This window comes from Coleofasciculus sp. FACHB-542 (assembly GCF_014695825.1).
Taxonomy (GTDB): Bacteria; Cyanobacteriota; Cyanobacteriia; order Cyanobacteriales; family FACHB-T130; genus FACHB-T130.
Genome location: NZ_JACJPB010000024.1, coordinates 39,853 through 64,695, shown reverse-complemented (window position 1 = coordinate 64,695; position 24,843 = coordinate 39,853). Strand labels below are relative to the sequence as shown.

The following is a 24,843-nucleotide window of genomic DNA, read 5'->3' as shown; positions in this document are numbered from 1 at the left end:
AAAATGGTTGATACTTTGCTTGCTACTGCACTTGATTTAGTCAATCCAAAACACCTACGCAACTGGTTCACAAACTGCTGCTACTGTACTTCATGAACTTGCAATCTGCTGTATACAAAATGGTCGTATAACCAACAAGCTTGGCGAAGCGTTCCTTCATTGGTAAATCCTAGTTTCTCTGGAATCGCTCGACTTTTAGAGTTCTCCACGGCAGCGCGAATTTCAACTCGGTTCAGCTTCAACTCAACCAGAGTATGATTTACCAAAGTGCGACACGATTTAATCATTATCCCGCGTCCTTGGAAATTCTCGCCCAGCCAATACCCAATGCTAGTGGCTCGATTTTCCCAATCAATTTCGTGACATCCAATTGCTCCTGCCATTTTGCCCTGATACCAAATGCCAGCATGAAATCCATTATTGGCGGCAAATTGTTTCAATGCAGCCTCAATGAAAAACTTGGTATCTTCAGGACTTTTCGAGCCATCAACCCAGGGAAGCCATTCCCGTAGGGAGGTGCGACAAGAATCAACCAAAGCATAAACTTCTTGTGCGTGTCGCACCTCAAGCAATTTGAGTTCGATTTCCTCGTCGATGCGAAATTTGAAAATGGTAGAGTGACTCCGAGAGCGTCGTGGAATAATCTTATTAGAATTATTGCAATCTAGGCGCAACTAAAGCTGTGAATTGATAAAGCTACAGCCAGTCCATTCCAAGCACCCATGACCTTCTCTTAAATCAGAGCAATGAGTGAAGCTGACACCCCCCAAGAAGCTAACCAGTCCCAGTCCTTCCCCCAATCAACCGATTCTCCAATGGACGATCCAGTGGAAGATCCGGTGAAGGATGAAACAGATCCTAACCTTGATCCTGTACAGGAGACAGCACCGGCACAGGACGAGACTCTCGTGGAAGTAATAGAAGTCGTCAGCTTAGTGCATCGTTCACCCGCGCTAGTAGACGATGAGGCGAATGCCGCAAAAACAACTGATGATGGGGATGGGGTGCATCGGGAAAAGTCTGAGCCGCAGTCATTGCCAGCAGAGGCGGGAAATTTGTTTCCACTGTTGGCGGAGATGCGTCAGCGCAATCGGGACTTAGTCAGCCGAGTGAATCACCTAGAGAAGGCACTGGGGGATTGTCAGGAGGCGTTGCAATTGCAAAGACAGCGATCGCAAGCTCAAGAAAATATCCTCACCTCTACAACCCAGGAACTCAACGGGACGCAAGAACAAGTCACCCGGATGTTCCGAGAACTAGAATCGTCTCATCAAGCTGCCCAGCGCCAACAAATCTTAATTGAAACCGTAACAGAACAGCTGGAAAACAGCCAAGAACGCATCGCCCAGCTAGAACGGGAATGTGCCTTCACCCAGCAACGCTATAACGAACAATCTCACGCGCTGTTGCAAAGCGAAAATACAATCCGCGAACTCCGTACCCGTTTGCAACGCCAGCAGCGCCAAACCCTGCAATTCAAGTCGGCGTTAGAAAAGTGTCTGGAAATGCCTCCCCCCACCCAAATCGAACCAGATACCAGACCTTCTCCCACTTGGGCGCATCGCCATCTTAAAAACGCCCACGATTCTCAATCTCTGCTCCCCAAAGCGCCGCCTATTCAACCTTGGTCAGCGCAACCGGCATTTCAGGAAGACTCCGCCCAGAATGAGGAAGATTGGGAGATTTCAGTACCATCTCCGGCTTATGCACCGATTACAGAGGCAACTGCCTTCGTTTCGAGGGAATGGGAGCCGTTAGAAGAAATACCCGCCTCTGAGAGCCTCGAAGCCACCGATGAAGAGGAGATATGGCAATGGGGAATGCTAGACTCAGACTCCGATCCGCTCATGGATGATTTTCTCATGCCCCCTGAGCTGGAAATTTCTGATAACGACGATTTCAGCGATGAATTAGCGATCGCTTCTACCCAGGAAAGTATCGCGATTGAGAACGAACTGGAAGACCTGCTGCTGGCTGTCAGTTTCGAGCCAGATGAGAACGATGAAGCTGGAACGATCTATGCCCTAGAAAATGCCGAATCAGCTTCTCCTTCCTCGTACATCTTTGAGCCTTCTGAACCAGAGGCAATCTGGTCAGAGGATGCGAGTGGAGACAATGCTGAGCAAGAAGAGGAGGTAATATCCCGCAGAGAATTTCCGGCTGCTGTGCCCACCCAGCGCCCTGATGCCATCCCCTCCCAACCAAACTGGCCTTCCCCTCTGCTTTATCCGACACGTCCCCCGAAAGGGCGGAAATCCTTGGCGTCGATAGAATTGCCAACGTTTCCCAGAAAAACTGGCGCGTAGAAATTAAAAATCAGGACTTACGCATTGAAAGCTTGAAATCTAGATCCCCCTAGCCCCCTTTTTTAAGGGGGCTTTTCCGGTTCCCCCTTTTTAAGGGAGATGCAAGGGGGATCTCGGCGTAAGTCCTAAAAATACAAAATTAAACATTGTTCTTTTTAATTTTGCATTTTTAATTTTTAATCGCGACTCGCTCGGAAGACGTTTGCCTCTGCTCTTTCCGCGTAGAAAGCTGATGGTTCTTTTGAGGACGCCCCATCCCAGCAGTGAGGGCATAGCTCTGAGCCAGCAGCCATAACCACAAAGCAGGATAGTGTTCTTCTAGTGAAGGTTGTAGACGCCGGAGGGCACCCGGAAACCAACCCCCCAGCAACCAAACAACTAGGGCATGAAGTGTAAAGCTGAAATAGCTGCCCAGCCAGCGGAAGATATCTTTAGCACCGGCAAGTTGCCAAATCCATAACAGCAAAGCTGGATTGATCCAAGCGGCTTTTAGCGCCAGTCGATTGAAGGTTAGCCAATTCACTCGGTCTTTAATAAACGTGTCTGCCACCTCTGGGGGTTCTGTCGCCAAAAGCCCGAAAAAGGTATTCAGCATCGAGTTAATTCGCTGCGGCGGTAAGTAGGTGCCGGTGGGAACCATCATGCCTTTAGAAAATAACCAGGTAACGGAGACGTTGCTTTGATAAGCGCGAATCTGATTTAAGTGATGGGCTTGGAGCAAGTCATGTTTGAGGGCGGTATCGAGAAGGTTGGTTAAACGGGAGAGATTGCGAACCAGGGAACCAAAGCCGGTAAAAACGAGGGGAGATTGGAGAGAGGCGGCATCGCCAATGCTAATTAGCCGATCGAAAGCAACCGTGCGATCGCGACTTCCAACACTAAAGTGACCCGGAATATACCCAAATGTCGGTTTTTTCCACACCAGCTTCTCCATATCGCAGCGGCGATACTCCGGCAAAATGTTGAAAAAATCTTCATACATTTCTAATAACGAGCCGGGGTTATCGGGATGCACTTGATGATAGTGGAATAAGTAGAAGGTCACTTCTTCACCTTCAGCGGGGAATAACTCCCAAATCAGCTGCCGTCCCCGCGAAATATCGCCGTGACTGTTCAGCACATCCCCGTATTGGGCATCCCAGACCCCCGGCTCAAACCCGCTGGCAATCACAGCCCCAACGGTTGGGCAAACACTATCAAAAGTGCGACCCCCATTCAACTGCCACGCAATCGGCGAAGCAGTGCCCATCGCATCTACTAGCAGGCGTCCGCTAGCTTGGCGCTGAGCTTGGCTGGGCAGATGTTTCGCTTGCACAGTAACTTGCGATCGCTCAATATCAGCCCGGATAAACTCCGTCTCATCCCAAATTTCCCCACCGGCTTTGGTGAGTTTTTCCCCACACAGACGCAGCAGTTTCTCGGCGTCCAATCCCACATTCAGCACGGTTGGGGTATGCAATACCTGTGCTTTGAGCTTGGGCGGATTATTGGCATCGAAGAATTTGTGAAACCCGTCTACATACTCCGCGGCAATAATGCTTTCAAATTCCGCCGGGGTAAATAAGCCTAAATCAATCAAGCTTTGAAATTCATCGCGAGAAATGTTCCACTCCCGGTTCATGCGCCCGAAAGGGAGCCGTTCCAGCAATAGCACTCGGTAGCCGAGTTGAGCCATGACAGCAGCGTGGATGACGCCCAAGGCACCACCTACATAAATCAGGTCGTAGGAAGAGGACTGAGGGGGGAGGACTGAGGACTGAGGACTGAGGGCTGAGGGTTTAGGGCTGAGGGCTGAGGGCGCTTCGCCTTCCCGCAGGATGGACTGAGAGGGGAGGGAGGAAGAGTCAGTGAAGGCTTCATCTCCCTTTTGATTCCTGATTTCCCTGTCTCTTCGGAAGATAACCTGCGCTGGCTGTTTCGGATTGCGAACGCTCTCGCGCCAACGTTTCTCCCACCAATAGACACGATTCAGGTCATATTCCCCGTTCGGCATTTTTTGAAAGAAGCGGACGGTTTCCGGGTAATCGTGAGCCAAAGCTTCAAAGATAGATTGCTTTGACAAATCAATCGCCGGTGGTTCTGGATATTGTTGGGGAAACTGGCTTCTCAGATTCGAGGTAAGTTGTTTCAGGATCTCTCTTTCACCGGGGATAGCCTGCTGTGCCCAACGGAAGACCTTCAGATACGTGGTTCGCTGCACCGACCAAATAAAAATTGAGAGTTCGGGTTGCGGAATCGCGGGATTTTGGGTTGTATCCGTTTTTTTAAGACTCTCAGGATTGGGAAATTGCAGTCTGATACCGTCAGGCGTGAACATTTTCTCCCCTGCTCCTGGATCGTACTCTTGTTGCAACCAGGCGCGGACGGCGGCTATATCCGGGGTAGGAACTTCTAAGTAAAGTATTTCTCTCATATTGGCGATCTGCATTAGGGAACCTATTCCTGAGAAAGACAGAGTGAACCGGGGTCAAAGTGCGCTAAACTTCCGGATACGAATTGCTTAGAATCGATTAAAAAACTTTACACAATTCTCATTTTCTTAATGTACAGGGGTGCAACTGTTGGACGGGCGGGGAACCGCTCACGACGAAAGCCCTGAGCGATGAATCCTTTAAACCCGCCCATAGACTATGACCTACGCCATGAATTATCCCATCCCAGCCAGTCCTCAAGAAATTGTCGCCTTGCGGCAAAAGCCCGTTGATGAAGAATTAGTGGCAGCAGCGATCGCTGGAGTCGTTCAAATTGCCCGTCAAGAGGGGCAGTCTTTAGACGAATTAACCGCTCAAGTGCTAGAAGAAGATAGTCTGCTGGATCAGGCACAAAGACACTGGCTTAGCGACATCGTTGCCCAAGCTTGGGCTAGCCTCTAGCAAATTAGAACCGCCAGATCATGCGCGAAATTGCCAAGCGAGTTATCTCCGCGTTGCCGCAGTGGTGGCGATCGCACATATTACCCTTGTTATTTACGATTCCAGCAGCGGGTCTATTCGTTGCTGCCTTAGGGTTGTGGGGATTTGCCCAAATTGCTGACGAAGTTTTAGACAAAGAAACCCAAGCCATTGACACGGCAATTCTAGTGTTTATCAGAAGCCTGCACGCGCCGCTGCTCGATCGGCTAATGCTGGGATTCACATTTGTGGGAGAACCCACGGTGTTGCTAGTCATTTGCTTGGGCTTCGGGATTTGGCTGTACCGAGACGGTCGGCGAGGGCAAGCCATAACACTTGCGATCGCTGGAGTGGGTGCGGTTGGCTTAAACTATTTACTCAAAGTGGTATTTGGTCGCGCTCGTCCGGCGCTTTGGGATCGGGTCATTGATGTGGGTCAATACAGCTTCCCCAGCGGTCATGCGATGATTTCAATGGTTGTTTACGGCGCACTTGGCTATTTACTGGTCAAGCAGTTGAGTAAATGGCATATAGCGATCGCTAGCGGGACACTGCTATTGGTTACGGGTATTGGTCTGAGTCGGCTTTATCTTGGCGTCCATTGGCCTACGGATGTCGTCGCTGGCTATGCAGCAGGGATTGTGTGGTTGATGACCTGTATCCTCAGCCTAGAAATTTGGCAAGAATATTACAAGCCAGCCCCTCAAAAAACGCCCATCCCTAACGAAGAAGAATCCAATATCGCTAACCGCAGATAAGGGAAAACACAGCTCAATCAGGGTGTATAGGAATGAAATTAATGAGCAGTACAGTCTCTGATATCGCAGTAAAAACTATCAACGGTGAAGATAAGCAACTTTCCGAGTACGGCGGAAAGGTACTTTTAATCGTGAATGTCGCTTCCCAGTGCGGCTACACGCCTCAGTACAAAGGATTAGAGCAGTTAAACCTAAAAGTACCAGGATCAGGGATTGCGCGTTCTAGGATTCCCTTGCAACGACTTTGGAGCGCAAGAACCCGGTAGCAATGAAGAGATTGTGAATTTCTGCACGACCAACTACGGCGTCAGCTTTGAGATGTTTGACAAAGTTCATGCCAAAGGTCAAGAACAGCATCCGCTGTATGCTCGGCTTACCAGTGCAGTACAGCCTACGGGAAATGTTTCTTGGAACTTTGAGAAGTTCTTAGTCAGTAAGCAAGGTGAAGTCGTAGCTCGATTTAATAGCAGTGTGAAGCCAGATTCACCAGAATTGATTGCAGCGATTGAGCGGGAATTAGCCCAGTAAGTCAAGGAATTTATGTCTGTCCAGAATTTGTCAAACTTAACCGTTCAAGAAGCACATAAAATCCTCAAAGTTTTCGACTGCTTAAGGATAGATTCCAGTGAAGATGCACCGGATAAAGATTCAATTCGTCAAGCGCTACTTTTGGTAAGTGAGCTTTCTGATAACCAAATACTAGGGGTTTGTGCCGATACAACAGAGCAAGGGATTAAAGCTTTAAAAACCTATGCAATGGCTTTAGGTTATGAAGTCAATAAAGATTTAGCACCGATTGATGGCTCTGTTTATATTAAATTTAACCCCAAGACTAACTTGTGTTATCTCAATCCGTACATAGGAGAACATCGCGGAGTTTTGGTGTCCTGCCAGTCTGCGAATGAAGACGGAATTAACGAGATGTACGGTCATTTACCTTTAGATTTATTTACATCGGAATCTTCATGAACGTTGCAGTCATCGGCTGTGGTTATGTGGGTAAGGCAGTTGCCCAATATTGGCGTCAGGAGTTAGGATTTACTGTCACCGCAACCACAACTTCTCCCGAACGAATTTCAGAATTAGAAGCAGTTGGCCAACGAGTCGTCCTTACAAAAGGTGATGATTTGGCAGGTCTACAATCGGTGCTGGAAAATCAGGATACTGTACTGCTGAGTATTGGAGCAAAAAATGCCGATGTTTACGAAGAAACTTATTTAAAAACTGCCCATAGCTTAGTCTCAGCCTTGAAACAAACTCCTTCGGTGCGACAGCTAATTTACACCGGAAGTTATGCGGTCTACGGGGATAAAAATGGGGAATGGGTGGATGAAGAATCACCCGTTGCACCGGCTAATAAGAATGGTCAAATTCTCTGCGATACCGAGCAAGTATTGCTATCAGCATCCACTGAAAATCTAGGCGTTTGCATCCTCCGGTTAGGCGGGATTCATGGGCCAGGTCGTGAATTATCCAAAATATTCAGTCGAGTTGTTGGTACAACTCGCCCAGGAAATGGCGAAGACACAACAAATTGGATTCACCAAAATGACATTGTTGCTGCTATCGAGTTTGCCCGCAAGCACAAATTCCAAGGAATTTATAATTTAGTAGATGATGCACATTTGACTTATCGAGAACTTCTTGACCGCGTGTGCAACCAACATAATCTACCCAAAGTTTCTTGGGATGAATCCCAGAAAAGTGTTCGACCTTACAATGCGCGAGTGTCAACTCAGAAGCTAAAAGCCGCTGGGTTTCAATTAAGCCATCCAGAAACAATATAGCAATCTTATTGGAGTTATGAGATGCCATCGATTTAGATTCCCGACTTCTCTAAGAAGTCGGGAATCTCGGTTTCGCTGTATGCAAAAAAATTCCAGCTTTCCCGTTTGAAGTGGGCTAGGGGATTTAAGCTTGTACAATTCACCCTTTGATTCCTAAACTCCTTTGAAAAGGAGAACAAGAAAAAGGTAATTGTTAAATTTTAAATAATATGAAATACGCACAATAAACCCTGAACGATGAGTTTTGTATGCTTACCGAATCTTCTCGAATGCAGGCGGTGCAGTCGCCAATTATTCCCGTTGTTGGGGAATTGATTCGTAGCTGTCCGGGAACGATTTCCTTGGGACAAGGCGTTGCTTATTATAGTCCGCCGCCAGAAGCGATCGCGCAACTGTCCCATTTCCTGGCAGATCCAGAGAATCACAAGTACAAACCCGTACAAGGTATCTCGCCGTTGCTGGAGGCGATCGCTCAAAAATTAAAATTTGAGAACGCGATTGACATGAATGCTGAGAACTGCATTGTAGTCACGGCTGGCAGTAACATGGCGTTCGTGAATGTGGTGTTAGCGATCGCAAATCCCGGCGACGAGATTATTCTTCAAACGCCTTATTACTTCAACCAAGAGATGGCAATTACGATGGTGGGTTGTCGTCCGGTTCTGGTCGCGACGGATGAGAATTATCAACTCCGTCCGGAGGCGATTCGGCAAGCAATTACCGAAAAAACGCGGGCAGTTGTCACAATTTCACCTAATAATCCCACGGGAGCCGTGTATTCGGAAGCAGCATTACGCGAAGTGAATCAAATTTGTCGCGATCGCGGCATCTATCACATCAGCGATGAAGCCTATGAATATTTTACTTACAACGGCGTGCAGCATTTTTCCCCAGCAGCGATTCCAAACAGCCACCCCCATACAATTTCCCTCTTCTCGCTGTCTAAAGCTTACGGTTTCGCATCCTGGCGCATCGGGTATATGGTGATGCCGAAACACCTCCTCATCGCCGTCAAGAAGATTCAGGATACGATTTTGATTTGTCCCCCGGTGATTTCCCAGTATGCCGCATTCGGGGCATTACAAGCGGGAGTAGGCTACTGCAAGGAAAAGCTAGAAGCGATCGCCTCTGTGCGAGAAATTGTCCTCAACGAATGCGATCGCATCCAACATTTATGCACCATTCCCCCAGCAGATGGAGCTTTTTATTTTCTGCTGAGAGTCCATACAAAATTACCTGCAATGGACTTGGTAGAAAGACTGATCCGCGAACATGGTGTCGCGGTTATTCCAGGTACAACCTTTGGCATGGAAGACGGGTGTTATCTGCGCGTTGCCTATGGTGCCCTGCAAAAAGAAACCGCAGCCGAGGGGATTGGGCGATTCGTGAGGGGTTTGTCAGCGATTTTAAGCGCATAATCGTCAAGGGGGCATTTAGCGAAGAATTACACCTTTTTGCCATGAATTGCAAGGAATATTGACGGAAAGCATGAATAGCCAAGAAAAATCCTCTTTAATTATCGGCTGCTGGCAACTCGACGATCGCAGTTGGAAACGAATTCCAGAAACCGATATTGCCCGTGCTTTGGATATTTACTTAGCGCTGGGTACTACTCATTTTGATACCGCAGACATCTACGGACGCAGCGAAAGTGTTCTCGGTCGCTTGCTCAAAGGAAGCGACTGCACCATTTTGACCAAAGCCGTCTTTTTCGACAATATTCCGAATCCAACACAAATTCGCAGCAAAATTGAGAATTCTCTCCGCAATTTGCAGCGCGATACTCTCGATTGCGTACAAATCCACTGGCACAATCCAGGATTAGATTTTGCCTCTACTTTTACTACGTTCGCAGAACTTTTAGAACAAGGTAAGATTCGCAAACTTGGCGTTACTAATTTCAACACGCCGATGCTGGGAAAAGCTTTGCAATACGCCACAATCAGCACTCATCAAGTTCAATACAGCTTAATTGACCGACGAGTAGAAAACTCAATGCAAAGTCTATGTCTCCAGCATAATATTGCTTTGTTGCCCTACGGTCCTCTAGCAGGCGGCTTCTTGTCAGATAAGTTCCGGGGTGTTGCATCACCCCCAAGCGAAGGCTCTCACGCTCGTGGCTTCTACTACAACAGTATGATCCGCGCTCACGGCGGCTGGCAACTTGTCCTAGAGATGCTAGACACGTTGGCACAGGTGGCAAAAAAATATGAGAAAACAATTTCTCAGGTAGCTTTAAACTGGGTTAAACAACAGCCTAGTGTAGCTGCTGTCATCTCAGGCTTTACTCAAGATCGTCAGCAGATTCACAAGAATGTAGAAGCTTTGAGTTTCCAATTGGACAAGGACGATCTGCAATTGCTTTCAGAGCGTTCATCTACCCTATTCAAGCAGCCGGGAGATATTTATTCTTACGAGCGATAGATGAGCTGAGCTTTGCTAGGAGGCACTGTTAAGTTAACTCGAAATTTAGCTCGTCAAACCGAAAAATGAGCAGAGTGCATCCCATTTTTCTAAAAATAAGCTTACAGGCTGAAACCTGCTCTTGTCAGGCTTCATTGTATAGCTGCGATTTTAGCTATCAGGCGTTTTTACTCTAATTGGGATGCTCCTAACCTTAATTGCTTTCTGGATAACTATGCAACCCTTATCTTCAACTCAAAATTCACCAACTGAAACTGAAACCGTAACTCCTACGCAGTTTTACACTTGGAAAAACTATCGCTGCGCCTACGAGTTTCATACTGCAATTAATCCGAATACAAATGACGGGACTCCCCTACTATTGATTCATCCCATTGGGGTAGGATTATCCCGAAAATTTTGGCAGCGATTCTGTCGAGAATGGTATGAAGCGGGTCGCCGGAATCCAATTTATAATCCAGACTTACTGGGATGTGGTGAGAGCGATATGCCTCATGTGGCTTATAGTCCTCTTGATTGGGCACAGCAATTGCAACATTTTTTGCAGACTGTAGTAAAAAAACCTGTGATTGTAGTGGTTCAAGGGGCTTTGCTGCCGGTAGCAATTGAGTTAGTTCGTCTAGAAACGAATTCTAATTTTATTCGAGGCTTGGTGCTGGCTGGCCCTCCCGCTTTGACATTGCTTGCTAAACCTAGAGAAAATTGGCGGCAAAAACTTACCTGGAATCTGTTAGACTCTCCTTTTGGGAGTGCCTTTTATCGCTATGCGCGGCGCGAACAGTTCCTACGTTCTTTCTCAACTAAACAACTCTTTGAAAAGGCTGATTCAGTCGATCGGGAGTGGCTGCAAACTTTGGAGAAAGGTGCGACAGAACCAGAGACTCGCCATGCTGTTTTTTCCTTCCTAGCAGGGTTTTGGCGGCAAGATTATCAAGACGCGATCGCATCTATCTCTCAACCTACTCTAGTAGTCGTCGGCGACACGGCATCCAGCATTAGTCAAGCTGGCAAAGGTGAAACTTCCGATGAACGCTTGGCTGACTATCAGAAGTCTTTACCCAACGCTGAGGGTATCAAAATGTTAGGTCGTAATGTTCTACCCTATGAGTCAACAGTTGAATTCGTCAATGTAGTTACCAATTTTGTCGCTAAACATTCTTAATTAATTACATCAGAGGATGCTATCTAATGTCCGATGCAATAACGTCTGAAATAAGCGATCGCATTTGCGCTCACATGAACGACGATCATGCTGATGCTGTCGTTCTTTACGCCCAAACTTATGGTAATTCTCCCGATGCTGCAAAGGCAGAAATGGTTTCAGTAGATCCAGAAGGTATGAATCTCATGGCACAAGTCAAAGGTTCGGATGTGCCGATACGCATTCACTTCGATCATATTCTCAAAGATGCCGAAGATGCTCACCATACGCTCATTGCAATGGTGAAACAAGCGCGTTCTCATTCAAAATAGTACCAAAAAGAACGTTGAGTAGGGTGGGCATTGTCCACCTTACTTCTATGCTCGTAAAATTTAAACTTGTTGATTAATCTGTGACTTATCTAGTCCCTCTTTTATCCAGGTAATGCACTCTTGTTCAGTTCCAAATATTTTTGGCGCGGCAACATTATTTAAGTTATCAGATTTATAATGATCGTAAAAATATTTACTTCCTAATTGATAAACAATAATCAAATTATCTTGATAAATGTATCTATTTTTAAAATAATCGTTTTGGCTAACAACATCTGAATTCTCATCTAGATGTTCTTTGGCTGCCTCAATAATTGTATCAATGCAACTTGAATAAATACCAGCCGGATTTTCCAATTTATGAAATTTACCTTTATGCCCTAATTCAGAAAGTAAACTATAAGAGTAAATATTTTGACCATCCGCTATCCCAAAAACAAATGGGATGATCAGATATCCTTTATAAGAGACTGAATTTTCGTAGAGTAACCGGCTCATTTTTATCCTCCGTACTGGCTATTTCACTCTTCCTTTCTTTAAAACGATGTATTCTTTTTTTTTAAATTTTATTTTTCGGCTTTTTCATATACGTCAGCGCGATCGCACTCAATAATCTTCCCTGTAAATACTTTTGTAGCGGCAAGTTTAACCAAATTGCCACCTAAAAACATGGCAACAAAACCATCTGTATCTTTAGTTAAAACTGACTGATTGCTAGTTCCGAAATATTGCAAGCATTCGCACAAAAATTATTCAGATTTAGCAGTATCTGGCTGAAAGTAAAGAGCTGATTTATATAACACTTGTTCTTGGTGGGTTTCTAAAGTGCAATCCGACAGCGGATAAGCCACACAGGTAACAGTGTACCCAGCCTCTAGTTCTTTTGGACGTAGAAACTTTTGTTCGCTTTGGTCTACTTCACCACTCACCAACTTGGCGATACAAGCCGAACATTCCCCTTGCTTACACCCAGAAGGTAATCGAATGCCCGCATCTTCAGCCATATCTAGAATATACTGATCGTCTGGCACGGAGATGGTACGGTCAAGCGAGATCGCTGGATTTACCAGCCGGACTTGATAAACTGCCATTAAAACGACTCCTTTAAAACTCGTATCCTCTGTCAAGCCAATAGTGCCAGTCTGCGATTGCTTCCAAGGTTTCGCTATCAGCATCAATCGGTTCTATTTCTGATAAACGAGCCGAGAACGTATCTTCACCTGTAGCATCTTTGTAAAGCACTTCCACAAACATATCGTGCAAGCATTCATCTTCTGATGACATTTCCACTACCTCAACTTCTTTGCCTTCAGGTGAGGATGATTTGCCTCCCTTTCTCACCCACTTAGCTTTAAAGGGGAAGTTGAGATTATCGTTAAGGTAGTAGTACCATCCCATCGCCTGTTCTTCTTCGTCATAGGCATCGACGATTATCTCCATTGCAATGCGATTCTCTCGGATTTCGTCTTCCTCAACGTTAGGCATAAGACATTAGCTCCGGATAATTAAACTTTGAATATAATAAATCTTTCGAGCGATCGCGTTCTCAATTCTTCTCAACAATTGTCGTCACGATGCTCTATTTGCTGTCTTACCCAAGCGCGAAAAGACCGAATCATGGGGATTTCCCCAATTCTTAGGCTTTCTTCCAAAAACCCTGGAATTTCTGTTGTTAAGGGTAAATTTGCAAAAGTAGGAGAACCTGCGCCAGGAACATACACTCCATCTCGCAATTTATAAATTTGCATCACTGGTTCGTCATAACGCCAAACTTCCGGAACACCTAAAGCCAGATAAATTGAAAGTCTGTCAACCGAAGCGCTGGTATAGTCCACCTCCACTGCTAAGTCAGGAGGTGGGTCAATCGTTAAGTCAATATCCCTTTTCTGTCTGATTAGCGGTTCATTTTGAATATAAAAGCAAGAATCCGGTTCAACACCCCGCTGTAAGTCTGGACGCTTACAAGTGAGAGATCCAGCACTTCTGAGGTTGAGGTTCAGTTCCTCAGCTAAAGCGAGAACCAAGTGTTCCAGCAGTCTATTGTTATGCTCATGAGGCATCAGAGGAGTCATAATTTCCAGCGTTCCGCGATCGTAAGCCAGCCGAGTGTTACGATCTTCCCCCATCTCTGCAAGTATTGTTTCAAACGTTTGCCAACTGATGTTTTTCAGTACAACTCTCCCTTGAGTGGTTTTCGCTGTCGTCACCATAGGACTTAACCCCGTGTTTTCTACCAAGATATCAAGTTGAGTGAGTAATGAGGATGCGATCGCTCTCCAATGAGGAGGAAAGAGGGCTTCCACGAAGTTATAGTCAAATGACAAATACCGGATGTTCCTGAAATTGCTGAGAGAATGAGGCAGAGAAAATCTTTGCTCGTGTAGTGGAAATTCCCACTCTGCCCATTTAGGTGTAGTATAATTGTACTATAAACGATCAATAGATAGTGCCAAGCCAACTCCTGGATACTGTCTATTAGCGCTCTAGCATTAGTCTAATATGTACTAACACACTCAAATGCGGATAAATAAAGTTACTATTAAGTCCTTTAAGCGATTCCACGATCTCACTATCCAGGGCATCCCCGAAACTGCTCGTCTAGTTGTAATGACTGGTCCAAATGGATGTGGTAAATCATCATTATTTGATGCCTTCCTATTGTATTACAGAAAAATTACAGCTCGATTTGTAGGATTTAATATTGACAAAGATTACCTCAATAAAGTAGGACTGCCTGAACTGGTATGGGATGGATTGGTTGATGTATCTTTCTACGAACAGCTACCACAGGAAGAAACTCAACAAAGAAAGCTTTTTTATTTTCGCTCTGCATATCGAAACGAGGCTGATTTTACAGTTACCAATGTTCAAAAAATTGATGTTAATGCCGATATAACCCGCATTCAAAGATTAATTGATAATGATGTCAATGTTTCTTTAAATTATCAACGTTTAGTTGCAGAAACTGTTGCATTTGTATATGGAGGAACACGTGATGGAATAACGGTAGGAAATCTACGTGAAGAATTAATTGGTCAGATAAGAGAGTCGATGCTTCGGGTTTTTGGCGATTTAGTGCTTAAGGGTCCAGGTAATCCACTTGAAGATGGAACATTTTTCTTCACAAAGGGTCTAAGTCAAAATTTCCGGTATAAAAATTTGTCTGGGGGGGAAAAAGCCGCCTTTGATTTGCTGCTTGATTTTGTTGTAAAAAGAGTGTCTTTTAGCAACACGGTTTTCTGTATTGATGAGCCAGAAACCCACATGAACACTCGCCTACAAAGCAAATTGCTGGACGAATTTTTTAAACTTCTTCCAGAAAATTGCCAACTTTGGATAGCGACGCATTCCATCGGCATGATGCGCCGTGCTAGAGATTTACAAGAGGCTAATCCGGGTGAAGTGGTATTTCTCGATTTTGACGAGAAAGACTTTGACCAACCACAGACTTTGGAACCTCACCCTGTCAACCGTGCGTTCTGGGAGCGGACACTTAGAGTAGCATTGGATGATTTATCTGATTTGGTAGCTCCTCGAAGGGTAGTCATTTGTGAAGGCAATATTATGGGGACAGGCAACCCTAAAAAAGCTGAATTCGATGCACAATGCTACCGCACTATTTTTGCCACAGAATTTCCAGACACCCAATTTCTTTCAGCTGGTAGTTGCAATGAGGTTGAGGAAGATAGATTTGCCCTAATTGCAACGATTAAAGCTTTAGCTAAAGGTGTGGACATTATTCGTGTTGTTGATAAAGACGATAAAAGCGCAAAGGAGATTGAAGAGCTAGTTACCAAAGATGTTAAAGTTCTCTCCCTTCGGCATATAGAATCATATTTATTTAACGACGAGATACTTAATCTGCTATGTGTTACATCTGAAAAACCGGATCTGATTAATGAATTGCTGACAACGAAACAAACAGCTATTAGTAAGAGTATCAATCGTGGTAATGCACAAGATGATATAAAATCTGCGGGAGGCGATATTTACATTGCAGCTAAAAAGTTACTCAATCTAAAAGGTGCTGGTAATACAGTAGATGCCTTTTGCAGGGATACACTGGCACCGCTAGTGGCTCCTGGAACTAACGTTTATGCAGAGCTAAAAAGAGACATATTTGGTTTGTAAACTCTGACGAGAGCGATCGTACTTAGGGTAGCCAAAAATTAGGTAAGAATGTTTTACTGAAATTACGTATACTTTGGTTAAGCGATCGACCCATTTGAATATGCGGTTCATCCGCTTCTACTGGTAAAATTGCCGCCTTACTTCCATTCCTAAAGCGCGAAATCACCAAATTTGCCGCTTCCAAACCAGTTACATAAGCCTTTTCTTGTGACCAAGAACCGTGACGAGTCACAATCCAATCGCCGCTCATAAAGACATTCTTGATACTTGTCTCTCCTGGTAACATATACTGATAGCTACCAGGGAAAAAGTGAGTCACCGCACGCGGCAGGCGGATTGCACTGCTATCGATTACTTTCGCGTCTCGAAAAGCCGGGATACAAGTGGCTAAATCTTGCTGAACAAGGGGCACAATTTCCTCATCGCCTAAGGGAAGAAACTGATTGGCGTGATAAAAATCTGCTTCAATAACTGTCCCTGGCTCATCGCGATACTCATCATGTATGGCATTTAAATCAAAAAACGTCCATCCAGTTGTTGCATTAAAACCAAAACAGGCATTGGAAGGACGAGGAATATTAATTTTGCGGTCAAACCAGAGACGGGTTGCCAACACATCAACCGCACCCAAGTTATGAATATCCCGAAATTCTTTACGGTTTTGTAAGCTGGGGCTACCAGACACAATCTTCTTCATACCGCTGATACCAACGGCAAATATAATCGCATCTGCCTCAAAAACTTCATCCCCACAAACAACCGCTGTCGCTTGATTATTGCTATCAACAATTACGTCACTGACTCGTCGGTTAGCGAGTAATTTTCCCCCTGCTTGTTCGATGCGTTCCACCCAAGGGCGAAATATCATCTCACCAACTGTTCCGCGACACCAAACGACATCAAAATCGGGTTGGTGAACCAAAATGAAGTAATAAAGCATACCCAGCGCGGCAGCGGCGGAACATTGCTCTCCAGGGGCAAATAAACCAACCAGCAGCATCGGCTCAAAGGAATCGCGGTAAAGCCGCGCCGAAACCCCAAAATCTTTGAAGAGTTCTCGCGCCGTTACAGAGTCATAGCGTCGCCAAGCTTCGTCGCTATTGTCAAAATCAATAACTGCGTAGAGTAGCGGTAAAGCTGATAGGCGATCGCTTAATGGCAACCGTTTAAATCGCGTGTAGAGAAAAGTTCCAAGTGGAGTGGGAAGTCGCGGTAAGTCTTGGAAAATGGGAGATTCGACTTCTAAACCGGCTGGAGAATACTGGGAGGAACGAGTCCAAGGCGTAAACGGACTCAGCCCTAATTCCTTTACCAAAGAAAAGATATTTCGGTAAGGATACCAGAAACCATGAATCCCCGCTTCTACAGAGCGCCCCCCTGCGGTCTTCCAGCCCGCCACCAAGCCACCCGGATAGGGGCCAGCTTCTAGAAGGGTTACGTCATAGCCTTGACGCGCTAGGTGGTAGGTAGCCCCCAACCCTGCCCAACCAGCACCAACGACGACTATTTTTGGGGTTTGTGTTTCTGTTGGCATCGCGCACATCTCCATTCTGTTTTCAGGATGACAAGAACCCCACCCGCAACCCTCCCCGCAAGCAAGGAGGAGGCGAAGAGGAGCTTTTGTGTGGGGGCGAACCGATTGAAGGGGTTTTATTACTTACACCTAGCTTCTCAGTTCGTTGAGTTTGGCTCTGATTGTCTCTATTCTTTTACGGTTCACCCCCAAATCCGACTGTCCTAGGCGGGAGGCTGAACGAACGTGGATCGTTTTTGCGCTTTCATCGAGATAAAATTCCACGTCATCGACAAACCCCATCAGCGCACTGGTGAATTCCGCGTAGAGGTAATTCTCCGTTTCAGTGATAATTTTGGTTTTCGGGAGGGAGTTGATAACTGTTTTGAGATTAGCGATCGCCTCCGTTGGGGAAGAGTTGTAGGTCAAAGGCTCAATTTTATTCTGGGCATTTTGGCTTTGACTGCTGACACAGTTGGGCGTACTAGGGCAAGGCGCTAGTTGGCCTGACTGGACACCGAGATTAGTGGGTGGTTTTCCGGCAAACACGATCGTTCCTCCTGACAAAGCGGTAGTTGCCCCTATCCAACAGATAGCTGCTAAACATAAGGATAGAGAGATTAGAAGCCAACGCGACCGATTGGAAGTGATATTCATGAATGAATTTTCTATCAATTCGTTACTAGAAGACCTAAAAAATCCTGATGAAACCGTCCGCTATGAGGCTACAGCAGAGCTGTGGCGCGTCTGGTTTCATCAAAAGGGAGCGGTAGGGTTTGAACTACTTGGGCGATCGCAGGCAATGCTGGAGGCAGGAGAGCTTGCCAAAGCAGAGGCGTTACTCACCGACCTGATTGAGACTCAACCAAATTTCGCGGAAGCCTGGAATAGACGAGCCGTTCTTTACTATATTCTCAGGGAGTACAAAAAGGCGCTCCAAGACTGCCAGATGGTGGTTAAGCTCATCCCGTTCCATTTTGGGGCGCTGCATGGGATGGGGTTGTGCCATATCGCACTCGAAGACTACAGTGCTGCTATTCAAGCTTTTCGACAAGCGTTGGAAATTCAGCCTTACGCCTTAGAAAATCAAAGATTGATTCTTGAATGTACCGCACAGCTGAGCTAAGAATTTAAGCTAAGAACTATTCAGCTACAAGCAACAGCACTTGTTACTCAAAACACCCATACATAAGAAGTTTGGTAGTAAATGTCTCCCTGACGGGGAGGGAATAAACTCTAAAAAAAACCCGGTCGCTGCTGAGATGACCGAGTCAAGATGCTATGCGTTTAATGAAGCTCGTTTTCAGGCGATCGCTTGTTATGCCAGGAAGCAACGCCGAATCGGATCGGTCATCTGTTCCTCAAACAAAGACAATCATTCGCCACGAAGTTTATTCACCGCCACTTTTTTGTCTCAAATGGTGAACGAGAGCATTTAACCCCAGGCGGTAACTCTCTGCACCAAAGCCGCTGATTTGTCCAATTGCAATGGGTGCGATATAAGAATGATGTCGGAAAGCTTCGCGTCGGTAAATATTACTCAGATGCACTTCTACAGTCGGAAGGTTAACAGCCGCGATCGCATCCCGTATCGCTACGCTGGTATGAGTATATGCCCCAGCGTTAATTAAAATTCCTTGGTGCTGCCCAACGGCATTCTGAATTGCATCCACTAAGACGCCTTCATGATTTGACTGTAAAGTAAAGACCTTACAGTCGAGCGTTTGCCCTTCTTGTTCTAACAGGCGATTAATCTCATCCAACGTCACAGAGCCATAAATCCCTGGTTCTCGGAGTCCCAATAGGTTTAAGTTTGGTCCGTGCAGCACCAGAACAGTAACTATGCCCAAGGTTTCAGCAGCAACTCAATAGACTAACTACGACGGCGCGACGCTCTCTCATTCACTGGAATTGGAATCAGTTCTGGTTCCGGCTCAGCTTCCGGTCCCAGGAGCGTTTCGATGAGCTTACGTGCCCATTCTTTGAGCTTTTCCAACACATTTTCTATATAGTCCATTGAATTGAAAACTCCTGCAATACAACCAGGATGAGTACTTAACAACAGGGCAAACGTGAGAGTTTATGAATCCTATTGTGGTTAAGATTTATTCTAACCCTAGCACATGGAGAAACAGGTGAGTAATCTCACTATGGATGTGTGTGACCGGGCGGCGTCTATCCGTCTTAAGACACATCCGCCGTTAATTTTTTCTTCAACATTGTTCGCCGCAGTTGGTCAAGGGCAATTGAAGCGCTGGCGTACCGAATCGAGTCTCGCTCTCGATTTTGACCCAGCTGGTGCTTAAAACTTTCTACCGTGTCATCCGGCCCCGCTAGACCAATATAGACTAATCCCACCGGCTTGGTTTCCGTACCACCTCCTGGCCCAGCAATCCCTGTGATACTGAGTCCCCAAGTGGTTGAGAGACGTGTTTTTACACCTACTGCCATTTGCTTGGCGACCGCGTCGCTCACCGCACCGACTTGGGCTAAGTCTTCTGGATTGACGCCCAAAAGGGAAATTTTCACCGAGTTGTCATAAGAAATGACGCCGCCCAAAAAATAATTGGAACTCCCGGCGACACTGGTTAGCATCTGCCCCAATCCTCCACCCGTACAGGATTCTGCCACCGAAAGCGTTTCCCCAGCTTCTTGCAACAAAAAGCCGACGACAGAAGCAAGGGTGTCAGTGTCAGTGCCGTAATAATCCAGCCCTCCTATCTGCCGCAGTTGTTGCGCCACTGGCTCAATCAGTCCTAGCGCTTCCGGTTCTGACGCCGCTCTTGCCGAGACTCGCAGCCGCACCTCTCCGTGAAGGGCGTAAGGAGCAACGGTGGGGTTAGGGAGGTCGAGGAACGGCGCGACTTTTTCAGCTAGAGCCGATTCCGAAATTCCCCAGAACTTTAACATCCGGCTGTAGATGATTTCTTTGCCCCAGCCTTGATTCTTGAGAAAGGGGACGGCGGTTTCCTGCCACATCCGCTTCATTTCTGAAGGGACGCCGGGGAAAGTCAAAATCGTCAGACCCGTGCGGGGTTGCCAGATAATGCCGGGGGCTGTACCGCCTGAATTGGGTAAAATTGAGGCGTCCTGGGGAATGAGCGCTTGTTTCCGATTGCTGGGGGTCATCTGACGCCCCCGCATAGCGTATTTGCGAGTAATGTCTTCGACGATTTCCGGTTGTTCTACCAAGGGAACGCCAAAAAAATCAGCGATCGCTTCCACGGTCAAGTCGTCGGGAGTGGGACCTAGACCGCCAGTAAAGATCAGCAGATGGGATCTCCCAGCAGCAATCTCCAACACCTGCTTGAGACGTCCAGGATTATCTCCCACCACCGTTTGATAGTAGTGGGGGATTCCCAGAGAGGCTAGTTGCTGCGCCAAAAATTGGGCGTTGCTATTGAGAATATCGCCGAGTAGCAGTTCTGTACCAACACAAATAATTTCAGCACTCATGCAAAAGTTTTTTATTTTTTAATTTTGTATTTTTCCTCATTCCTCACTCCTCATACGCGAATTTCGCCAAACTTGCCAGCTGGTATACCCCAACAACAACGTTGCACCCATCGCATAAGCAAGTCCGCTTGGTATTTTAGCCAGAGCCAGGGCTAAACTTCCCACCCAGAGCGTCAAAGCGTAGATAAACAAAACTATCAAACGTTGTGGCAGACCCGCTTGCAGCAGCCGATGATGCAGATGGAATTTATCGCCAATAAAAGGCGAATTGCCTCGCAACAGCCGTTGCACAATCACCGCTGACATATCCACAATTGGCACAGCCAGAATCAGGTAAGGCAGTAATACCGCAGTGACAGCAGTGCTTTTTACTAAGCCAATTACGCCGACACCAGCAAGGGTAAAGCCCATAAAATAGGCTCCCCCATCCCCCATAAAAATCTGAGCGGGGTTGAAATTATATCGAAGAAATCCCAATGAGCCACCGGCAAGCGCTGCGGCAATCAGTGCTGCCGCCGGTTGGTTCATAAACAAACTCACAATCAGCATTACCACGGCAGCGATGCCAGAAACACCAGCAGCTAGACCGTCTAGACCATCAATCCAATTGATGGCATTAGTCAGACCGACCAGCCAAATGACGGTAATCGGCCAGCTAATTGTGTCTGGCAATGTGACCAGTCCAGCGAAGGGAACGGTGAGGAAGTCAATTTGGACGCCGAGGTGCCAAGCCCAGCTGGCAATGATAATTTGCAGAAACAGCCGCAAGAAAGGCGACAAACTAAACAAATCATCGGCTAAGCCAACCAGGAAAAAACCAAGACCACCCAAGATAACGCCCCAAACTTCTAGGGATTTCTCTGCGCTCAAAGCGCCAAATCCCCCGGTTCCCCAAACAATCAGTAGGGCAATAATGGTGCCTGCAAAGATAGAGACACCTCCCACCCGCACGATAGGATGCTTATGGACTTTGCGCTCACTGGGTAAATCAACCAGTCCCTTTTGGAGGCCAATTTTGTTCACAACGGGTGTTGCCCAGAGGACAACACAGGCAGATACGAGAAAGGCAACCAGGTGATACAGCTGGGGGGGCATCTGAAATTAAGTAGGGTACTAGACATCAGAAGGGAGAAATTAAAAAAGCTGTTAGCTGATTGCTAATCGCTATTGATCTTTCATCCTTCAAAACAATCGTCAGGCAGAGTCTACTACATTTCAGACGGGAAGAGGCAGAGGGGGATGGGGAATTAAGCGGGGGAATGGGGAGTAGGGGCATAGCCGCCCCTACGATTTTTATGCCAAGGCTGGTACGGGAATTGTCAGGTGGGGGTACAGGGGGAAGCGATCGCATAATGCTGCCACTCGCCGCCGACATTCCGCCGCCACTGCTTCCTCTTCTGGATTCAGGAGCCGTTCGGCAATAATATCCCCGATTTCTGTAAATTCACCAGTAGACATCCCGCGCGTCGTCATTGCTGGCGAACCCAGCCGCAAGCCGCTGGTTACAAACGGCGACTCTGGATCGAAGGGTACGGTATTTTTATTCGCGGTAATGTTCACTCCGCTCACTAGCTGATCTGCTCGCTTGCCAGTCATGCTGATAGAGCGCAAGTCTACAAGCATCAAGTGATTGTCAGTCCCGTTAGAAACAATCTTGAAGCCGCGTTTTTGCAACTGAGTTGCCAAAGCACGAGCATTTTCAATTACTTGCGCCGAATAAGTTTTAAACGCGGGTTGCAATGCTTCCCCAAATGCCACCGCCTTAGCGGCAATGACGTGTTCTAAGGGACCCCCTTGAGTACCGGGGAACACGGCTTTATCTAGTTGCTTGCCGAGTTCTGGGTCGCTGGTCATAATTAAGCCACCTCTAGGACCGCGCAGGGTCTTGTGGGTGGTGGTGGTGACGACGTGGCAGTGGGGTAGAGGATTGGGGTGATGACCTGTGGCAACTAAACCCGCAATATGGGCGATATCCGCTAATAGATAAGCTCCGACTTCATCAGCGATCGCGCGGAATTTCTCAAAGTCAATGATGCGTGGATAAGCTGAATAGCCGCAAATGATTAACTTAGGACGGTGTTGTAGCGCCAAATCCCGGATTTGCTCGTAGTCTAGCTGCTCGGTTTCCTGACTGACTCCATAGTGGCAAACCTTAAACCACTTCCCCGACACATTTACTGGCGAACCGTGGGTTAAATGCCCCCCGTGGGACAAATCCATCCCCATAATCGTGTCTCCTGGCTGCAACAGGGTCAGGAAAACAGCAAAATTCGCCTGCGCCCCCGAATGCGGTTGCACGTTCGCGTGGGCTGCTCCAAATAGCTGTTTGGCGCGGTCAATCGCCAATTGCTCAATTTTGTCGATAAAGTCACAGCCGCCGTAATAGCGTTTCCCCGGCAAACCTTCGGCATACTTATTTGTTAATACCGAGCCTTGTGCTGCCAGCACTGCTGCGGAGGTAAAGTTTTCACTGGCAATTAGCTCCAAGTGGGCGCGTTGGCGCTGGAGTTCTTCGTGGACAAAGCTGGCAACGGTAGGATCGGTTTCGGCTAGAAAGTCTAAGTTTGTTTTACTCACAAAGTGAACCCCTAGAAATAGTGTCAGTCTTCCTTTCAAACTTTGATTCGGGTGCGCTTTCGGTCAACGCCATGTCCGCGCTACTAGCCCAGGTCAGTATTTTCGGGAGTCTTCAATCTTAACGCTGTTGGAGTCGTGTCTCTACCCAACTTTTCTGTTAACACTTGAAGCGAACAATTTTTGGCAACCTTTCATCCAAACTAGCTAACCTGGCGCAGTATGCAATTTTGCTGTATTTCTCTCGCCCATTCATAAGGGGCTAGAGGATCTGGAAAAATTTGCTTGACATTTGATCGCCAACCCCGGATAAATTGGGGTTTAGAAAAAGTTGCCCATGATGTTAACCTTACCCACTTGGCAACCGATGCGATCGCAAACTGCAAGACTTTAGAGGGATTAGACGCCCATACTGTTCAGCTCCCAAAGTTAGGTGCCAAATTTATTTTCTGCCCTCCTCTCTTCCCACACGCACAAAGCGTCGCTTTAGTAACCATCCTCACTCCTACTTTTAGGAGAGGACATTAAGCTGTATGTTAATTTACCATATTTCGCCGAAAACCTGACCTAGAATGGATGCGGGCGAATTAAAGCTCTCGTGGAGGTATTAAATGTTAGTCATTCTTACGGATGAGCAGATACTCTCCCCCAAACAAGTTTGTCAGACCTGTTTACTTGCCGATCAAAGTGGTCAACCCCGCTGGCGTCAGGGGCAGCTCCGCTGCGCTCAAGCGATTCACAAGCTTACCGAAAATCAACCCGATCAATACGAGTGTCTTATGGGCTTCCGGATTGCCAATATTGAGTAATCTCGTTTTGCTCAAGTTTATTTGCTGAAGTTTAAAGCCTGCTGAGGTGCTATTTGCGATTTGGGGTTTAATGGCGATCGCTACTTTCTCTGACAAACAAGAGTGCGCCTACGCTATAGGCTCCTTGTCTTTGATGAGGCACGTCTGACCTAGGGGTGTCCTGGTTGACATCGCATCTGCGTTATCCTGAACTTAGTAATAACTGGCGATAAATATATTATTTCAGGAGAACGCACGATGACTTGGCGTGGTTCAGCAACAGCGAAAGACAGGGTTTTCGCTTGCCTTCCTTATTTACTCCCTTTGCTTTCTGTGCTTCCTTTTGGGGCGTACCTGTTTAGACAGTTTCCTGTCTTAGCACTGATTTTATTGCCGCTACAACCGTTGCTAGCAATTTACAGTATACCGTTTGCCAGTTTAATCATTTTCTTTGTCTTGTTCTTAGGCGTAGTTAGAAACGAAAAGATTAGCCATTTCATTCGTTTCAACACCATGCAGGCACTCCTAATAGACATTGCTCTATTTTTGTGTACTATGGCATTGCAGATTTTGACTCCAGCGCTAGGAACTGGCCTGGTAGGACAAACGCTGTTTAATGTTGTTTTTCTAGGAACGCTTGCTGCCTGCGCCTATTCAGTTGTTCAGTCTGTGATAGGACGTTACGCAGAAATTCCTGGGATTTCAGAGGCAGTTTACAGCCAAGTTCCCTAGTTTCTTGCCG

Annotated in this window: 28 protein-coding genes and 1 pseudogene; 15 read left to right on the top strand and 14 right to left on the bottom strand. The window is 46.6% G+C overall.

All coding sequences use genetic code 11. The features are described 5' to 3' along the window. Positions 1-80: 80 nt before the first annotated feature. Complete coding sequence (locus tag H6F52_RS08080) at positions 81-611, bottom strand: GNAT family N-acetyltransferase (protein WP_190533540.1); 531 nt, start codon at positions 609-611, stop codon at positions 81-83. 135 nt (positions 612-746) lie between these two features. Here H6F52_RS08080 and H6F52_RS08075 point away from each other — a divergent pair, with 135 nt between their 5' ends. After that, positions 747-2,306: a hypothetical protein gene (locus H6F52_RS08075; RefSeq protein ID WP_190533532.1), complete on the top strand. Its 1,560-nt coding sequence runs from the start codon at positions 747-749 to the stop codon at positions 2,304-2,306. Between the two features lie 169 nt (positions 2,307-2,475). Here H6F52_RS08075 and H6F52_RS08070 read toward each other — a convergent pair whose 3' ends face one another. Then, complete coding sequence (locus H6F52_RS08070; protein WP_190533529.1) at positions 2,476-4,719, bottom strand: flavin-dependent dehydrogenase; 2,244 nt, start codon at positions 4,717-4,719, stop codon at positions 2,476-2,478. Between the two features lie 229 nt (positions 4,720-4,948). On the opposite strand from H6F52_RS08070, the gene H6F52_RS08065 reads away from it, so the two are divergent. The 9 genes and pseudogenes from H6F52_RS08065 to H6F52_RS08025 all read left to right on the top strand — a co-directional run bounded on the left by H6F52_RS08065 (position 4,949) and on the right by H6F52_RS08025 (position 11,639). Then, on the top strand, positions 4,949-5,179 hold the full coding sequence (locus H6F52_RS08065; RefSeq protein WP_190429539.1) for a hypothetical protein: 231 nt from the start codon (positions 4,949-4,951) through the stop codon (positions 5,177-5,179). Positions 5,180-5,199: 20 nt separating this feature from the next. After that, on the top strand, positions 5,200-5,955 hold the full coding sequence (locus H6F52_RS08060; RefSeq protein WP_190533527.1) for a phosphatase PAP2 family protein: 756 nt from the start codon (positions 5,200-5,202) through the stop codon (positions 5,953-5,955). Between the two features lie 41 nt (positions 5,956-5,996). Beyond that, positions 5,997-6,483 (top strand): annotated as a pseudogene (locus H6F52_RS26375) (glutathione peroxidase). 12 nt (positions 6,484-6,495) lie between these two features. Beyond that, entirely contained in the window at positions 6,496-6,924 is a 429-nt protein-coding gene (locus H6F52_RS08050) for a DUF1824 family protein (protein ID WP_190533524.1), read from the top strand. Further along, positions 6,921-7,742, top strand: a complete 822-nt coding sequence (locus tag H6F52_RS08045) for an SDR family oxidoreductase (RefSeq protein ID WP_190533521.1) — start codon at positions 6,921-6,923, stop codon at positions 7,740-7,742. Before H6F52_RS08050 ends, H6F52_RS08045 begins: the two co-directional genes overlap by 4 nt. Positions 7,743-7,990: 248 nt before the next feature. After that, positions 7,991-9,160, top strand: a complete 1,170-nt coding sequence (locus H6F52_RS08040; protein WP_190533518.1) for a pyridoxal phosphate-dependent aminotransferase — start codon at positions 7,991-7,993, stop codon at positions 9,158-9,160. 70 nt (positions 9,161-9,230) lie between these two features. Then, the gene (locus H6F52_RS08035; protein ID WP_190533515.1) at positions 9,231-10,166 is read left to right on the top strand and encodes an aldo/keto reductase; all 936 of its coding nucleotides are present in this window, start codon (positions 9,231-9,233) and stop codon (positions 10,164-10,166) included. A 214-nt stretch (positions 10,167-10,380) separates the two neighbouring features. Further along, on the top strand, positions 10,381-11,328 hold the full coding sequence (locus H6F52_RS08030; RefSeq protein ID WP_190533512.1) for an alpha/beta hydrolase: 948 nt from the start codon (positions 10,381-10,383) through the stop codon (positions 11,326-11,328). 26 nt (positions 11,329-11,354) lie between these two features. Next, the gene (locus H6F52_RS08025) at positions 11,355-11,639 is read left to right on the top strand and encodes a DUF2470 domain-containing protein (protein ID WP_190410617.1); all 285 of its coding nucleotides are present in this window, start codon (positions 11,355-11,357) and stop codon (positions 11,637-11,639) included. A gap of 60 nt (positions 11,640-11,699) precedes the next feature. Here the strand turns inward: H6F52_RS08025 and H6F52_RS08020 are convergent, their stop codons facing one another. From H6F52_RS08020 to H6F52_RS08000, 5 genes are all read right to left on the bottom strand, one after another. Next, the gene (locus tag H6F52_RS08020; RefSeq protein ID WP_190533509.1) at positions 11,700-12,137 is read right to left on the bottom strand and encodes a hypothetical protein; all 438 of its coding nucleotides are present in this window, start codon (positions 12,135-12,137) and stop codon (positions 11,700-11,702) included. A 68-nt stretch (positions 12,138-12,205) separates the two neighbouring features. Further along, positions 12,206-12,373 carry a hypothetical protein gene (locus H6F52_RS08015; RefSeq protein ID WP_190533506.1) on the bottom strand — a complete coding sequence of 56 codons (168 nt, stop codon included), beginning with the start codon at positions 12,371-12,373 and terminating at the stop codon, positions 12,206-12,208. Positions 12,374-12,388: 15 nt separating this feature from the next. Next, positions 12,389-12,730, bottom strand: coding sequence for a 2Fe-2S iron-sulfur cluster-binding protein (locus H6F52_RS08010; protein ID WP_190533503.1), 342 nt, complete (start codon positions 12,728-12,730; stop codon positions 12,389-12,391). Positions 12,731-12,743: 13 nt separating this feature from the next. Further along, on the bottom strand, positions 12,744-13,124 hold the full coding sequence (locus H6F52_RS08005; RefSeq protein ID WP_190439246.1) for a calcium-binding protein: 381 nt from the start codon (positions 13,122-13,124) through the stop codon (positions 12,744-12,746). 71 nt (positions 13,125-13,195) lie between these two features. Then, positions 13,196-13,849 (bottom strand): Uma2 family endonuclease, encoded by a 654-nt coding sequence (locus H6F52_RS08000; RefSeq protein WP_190533537.1) that lies wholly within the window; start codon positions 13,847-13,849, stop codon positions 13,196-13,198. A 307-nt stretch (positions 13,850-14,156) separates the two neighbouring features. On the opposite strand from H6F52_RS08000, the gene H6F52_RS07995 reads away from it, so the two are divergent. After that, entirely contained in the window at positions 14,157-15,770 is a 1,614-nt protein-coding gene (locus H6F52_RS07995) for an ATP-binding protein (RefSeq protein WP_190533500.1), read from the top strand. Positions 15,771-15,792: 22 nt separating this feature from the next. Here H6F52_RS07995 and H6F52_RS07990 read toward each other — a convergent pair whose 3' ends face one another. Together H6F52_RS07990 and H6F52_RS07985 are read right to left on the bottom strand one after the other, a co-directional pair. After that, positions 15,793-17,304, bottom strand: a complete 1,512-nt coding sequence (locus H6F52_RS07990) for an FAD-dependent oxidoreductase (RefSeq protein ID WP_190533497.1) — start codon at positions 17,302-17,304, stop codon at positions 15,793-15,795. 129 nt (positions 17,305-17,433) lie between these two features. After that, entirely contained in the window at positions 17,434-17,940 is a 507-nt protein-coding gene (locus tag H6F52_RS07985) for a DUF1499 domain-containing protein (RefSeq protein WP_190533493.1), read from the bottom strand. Between H6F52_RS07985 and H6F52_RS07980 the strand changes: the two genes are divergently transcribed. Continuing rightward, positions 17,939-18,409: a tetratricopeptide repeat protein gene (locus H6F52_RS07980; protein WP_190533490.1), complete on the top strand. Its 471-nt coding sequence runs from the start codon at positions 17,939-17,941 to the stop codon at positions 18,407-18,409. The two genes, H6F52_RS07985 and H6F52_RS07980, sit on opposite strands and share 2 nt — an antisense overlap. 265 nt (positions 18,410-18,674) lie before the next feature. On the opposite strand, the gene aroQ is transcribed toward H6F52_RS07980, so the two are convergent. From aroQ to glyA, 5 genes are all read right to left on the bottom strand, one after another. Further along, positions 18,675-19,133 (bottom strand): type II 3-dehydroquinate dehydratase, encoded by a 459-nt coding sequence (gene aroQ, locus H6F52_RS07975; protein ID WP_190410627.1) that lies wholly within the window; start codon positions 19,131-19,133, stop codon positions 18,675-18,677. A 23-nt stretch (positions 19,134-19,156) separates the two neighbouring features. Continuing rightward, positions 19,157-19,300 carry a hypothetical protein gene (locus tag H6F52_RS07970; RefSeq protein ID WP_190530292.1) on the bottom strand — a complete coding sequence of 48 codons (144 nt, stop codon included), beginning with the start codon at positions 19,298-19,300 and terminating at the stop codon, positions 19,157-19,159. Between the two features lie 167 nt (positions 19,301-19,467). After that, complete coding sequence (locus tag H6F52_RS07965) at positions 19,468-20,739, bottom strand: competence/damage-inducible protein A (protein ID WP_190533487.1); 1,272 nt, start codon at positions 20,737-20,739, stop codon at positions 19,468-19,470. Between the two features lie 36 nt (positions 20,740-20,775). After that, on the bottom strand, positions 20,776-21,834 hold the full coding sequence (locus tag H6F52_RS07960; RefSeq protein ID WP_190410630.1) for an MraY family glycosyltransferase: 1,059 nt from the start codon (positions 21,832-21,834) through the stop codon (positions 20,776-20,778). A 198-nt stretch (positions 21,835-22,032) separates the two neighbouring features. Continuing rightward, positions 22,033-23,316, bottom strand: a complete 1,284-nt coding sequence (glyA, locus tag H6F52_RS07955; protein WP_190533484.1) for a serine hydroxymethyltransferase — start codon at positions 23,314-23,316, stop codon at positions 22,033-22,035. Between the two features lie 282 nt (positions 23,317-23,598). Between glyA and H6F52_RS07950 the strand changes: the two genes are divergently transcribed. The 3 genes from H6F52_RS07950 to H6F52_RS07940 all read left to right on the top strand — a co-directional run bounded on the left by H6F52_RS07950 (position 23,599) and on the right by H6F52_RS07940 (position 24,833). Continuing rightward, complete coding sequence (locus H6F52_RS07950) at positions 23,599-23,841, top strand: hypothetical protein (protein WP_190410632.1); 243 nt, start codon at positions 23,599-23,601, stop codon at positions 23,839-23,841. An 83-nt stretch (positions 23,842-23,924) separates the two neighbouring features. Continuing rightward, positions 23,925-24,122 (top strand): hypothetical protein, encoded by a 198-nt coding sequence (locus tag H6F52_RS07945; protein ID WP_190410633.1) that lies wholly within the window; start codon positions 23,925-23,927, stop codon positions 24,120-24,122. 237 nt (positions 24,123-24,359) lie between these two features. Next, entirely contained in the window at positions 24,360-24,833 is a 474-nt protein-coding gene (locus H6F52_RS07940; RefSeq protein ID WP_190410634.1) for a Tic20 family protein, read from the top strand. The last annotated feature ends 10 nt before the right edge of the window (positions 24,834-24,843 follow it).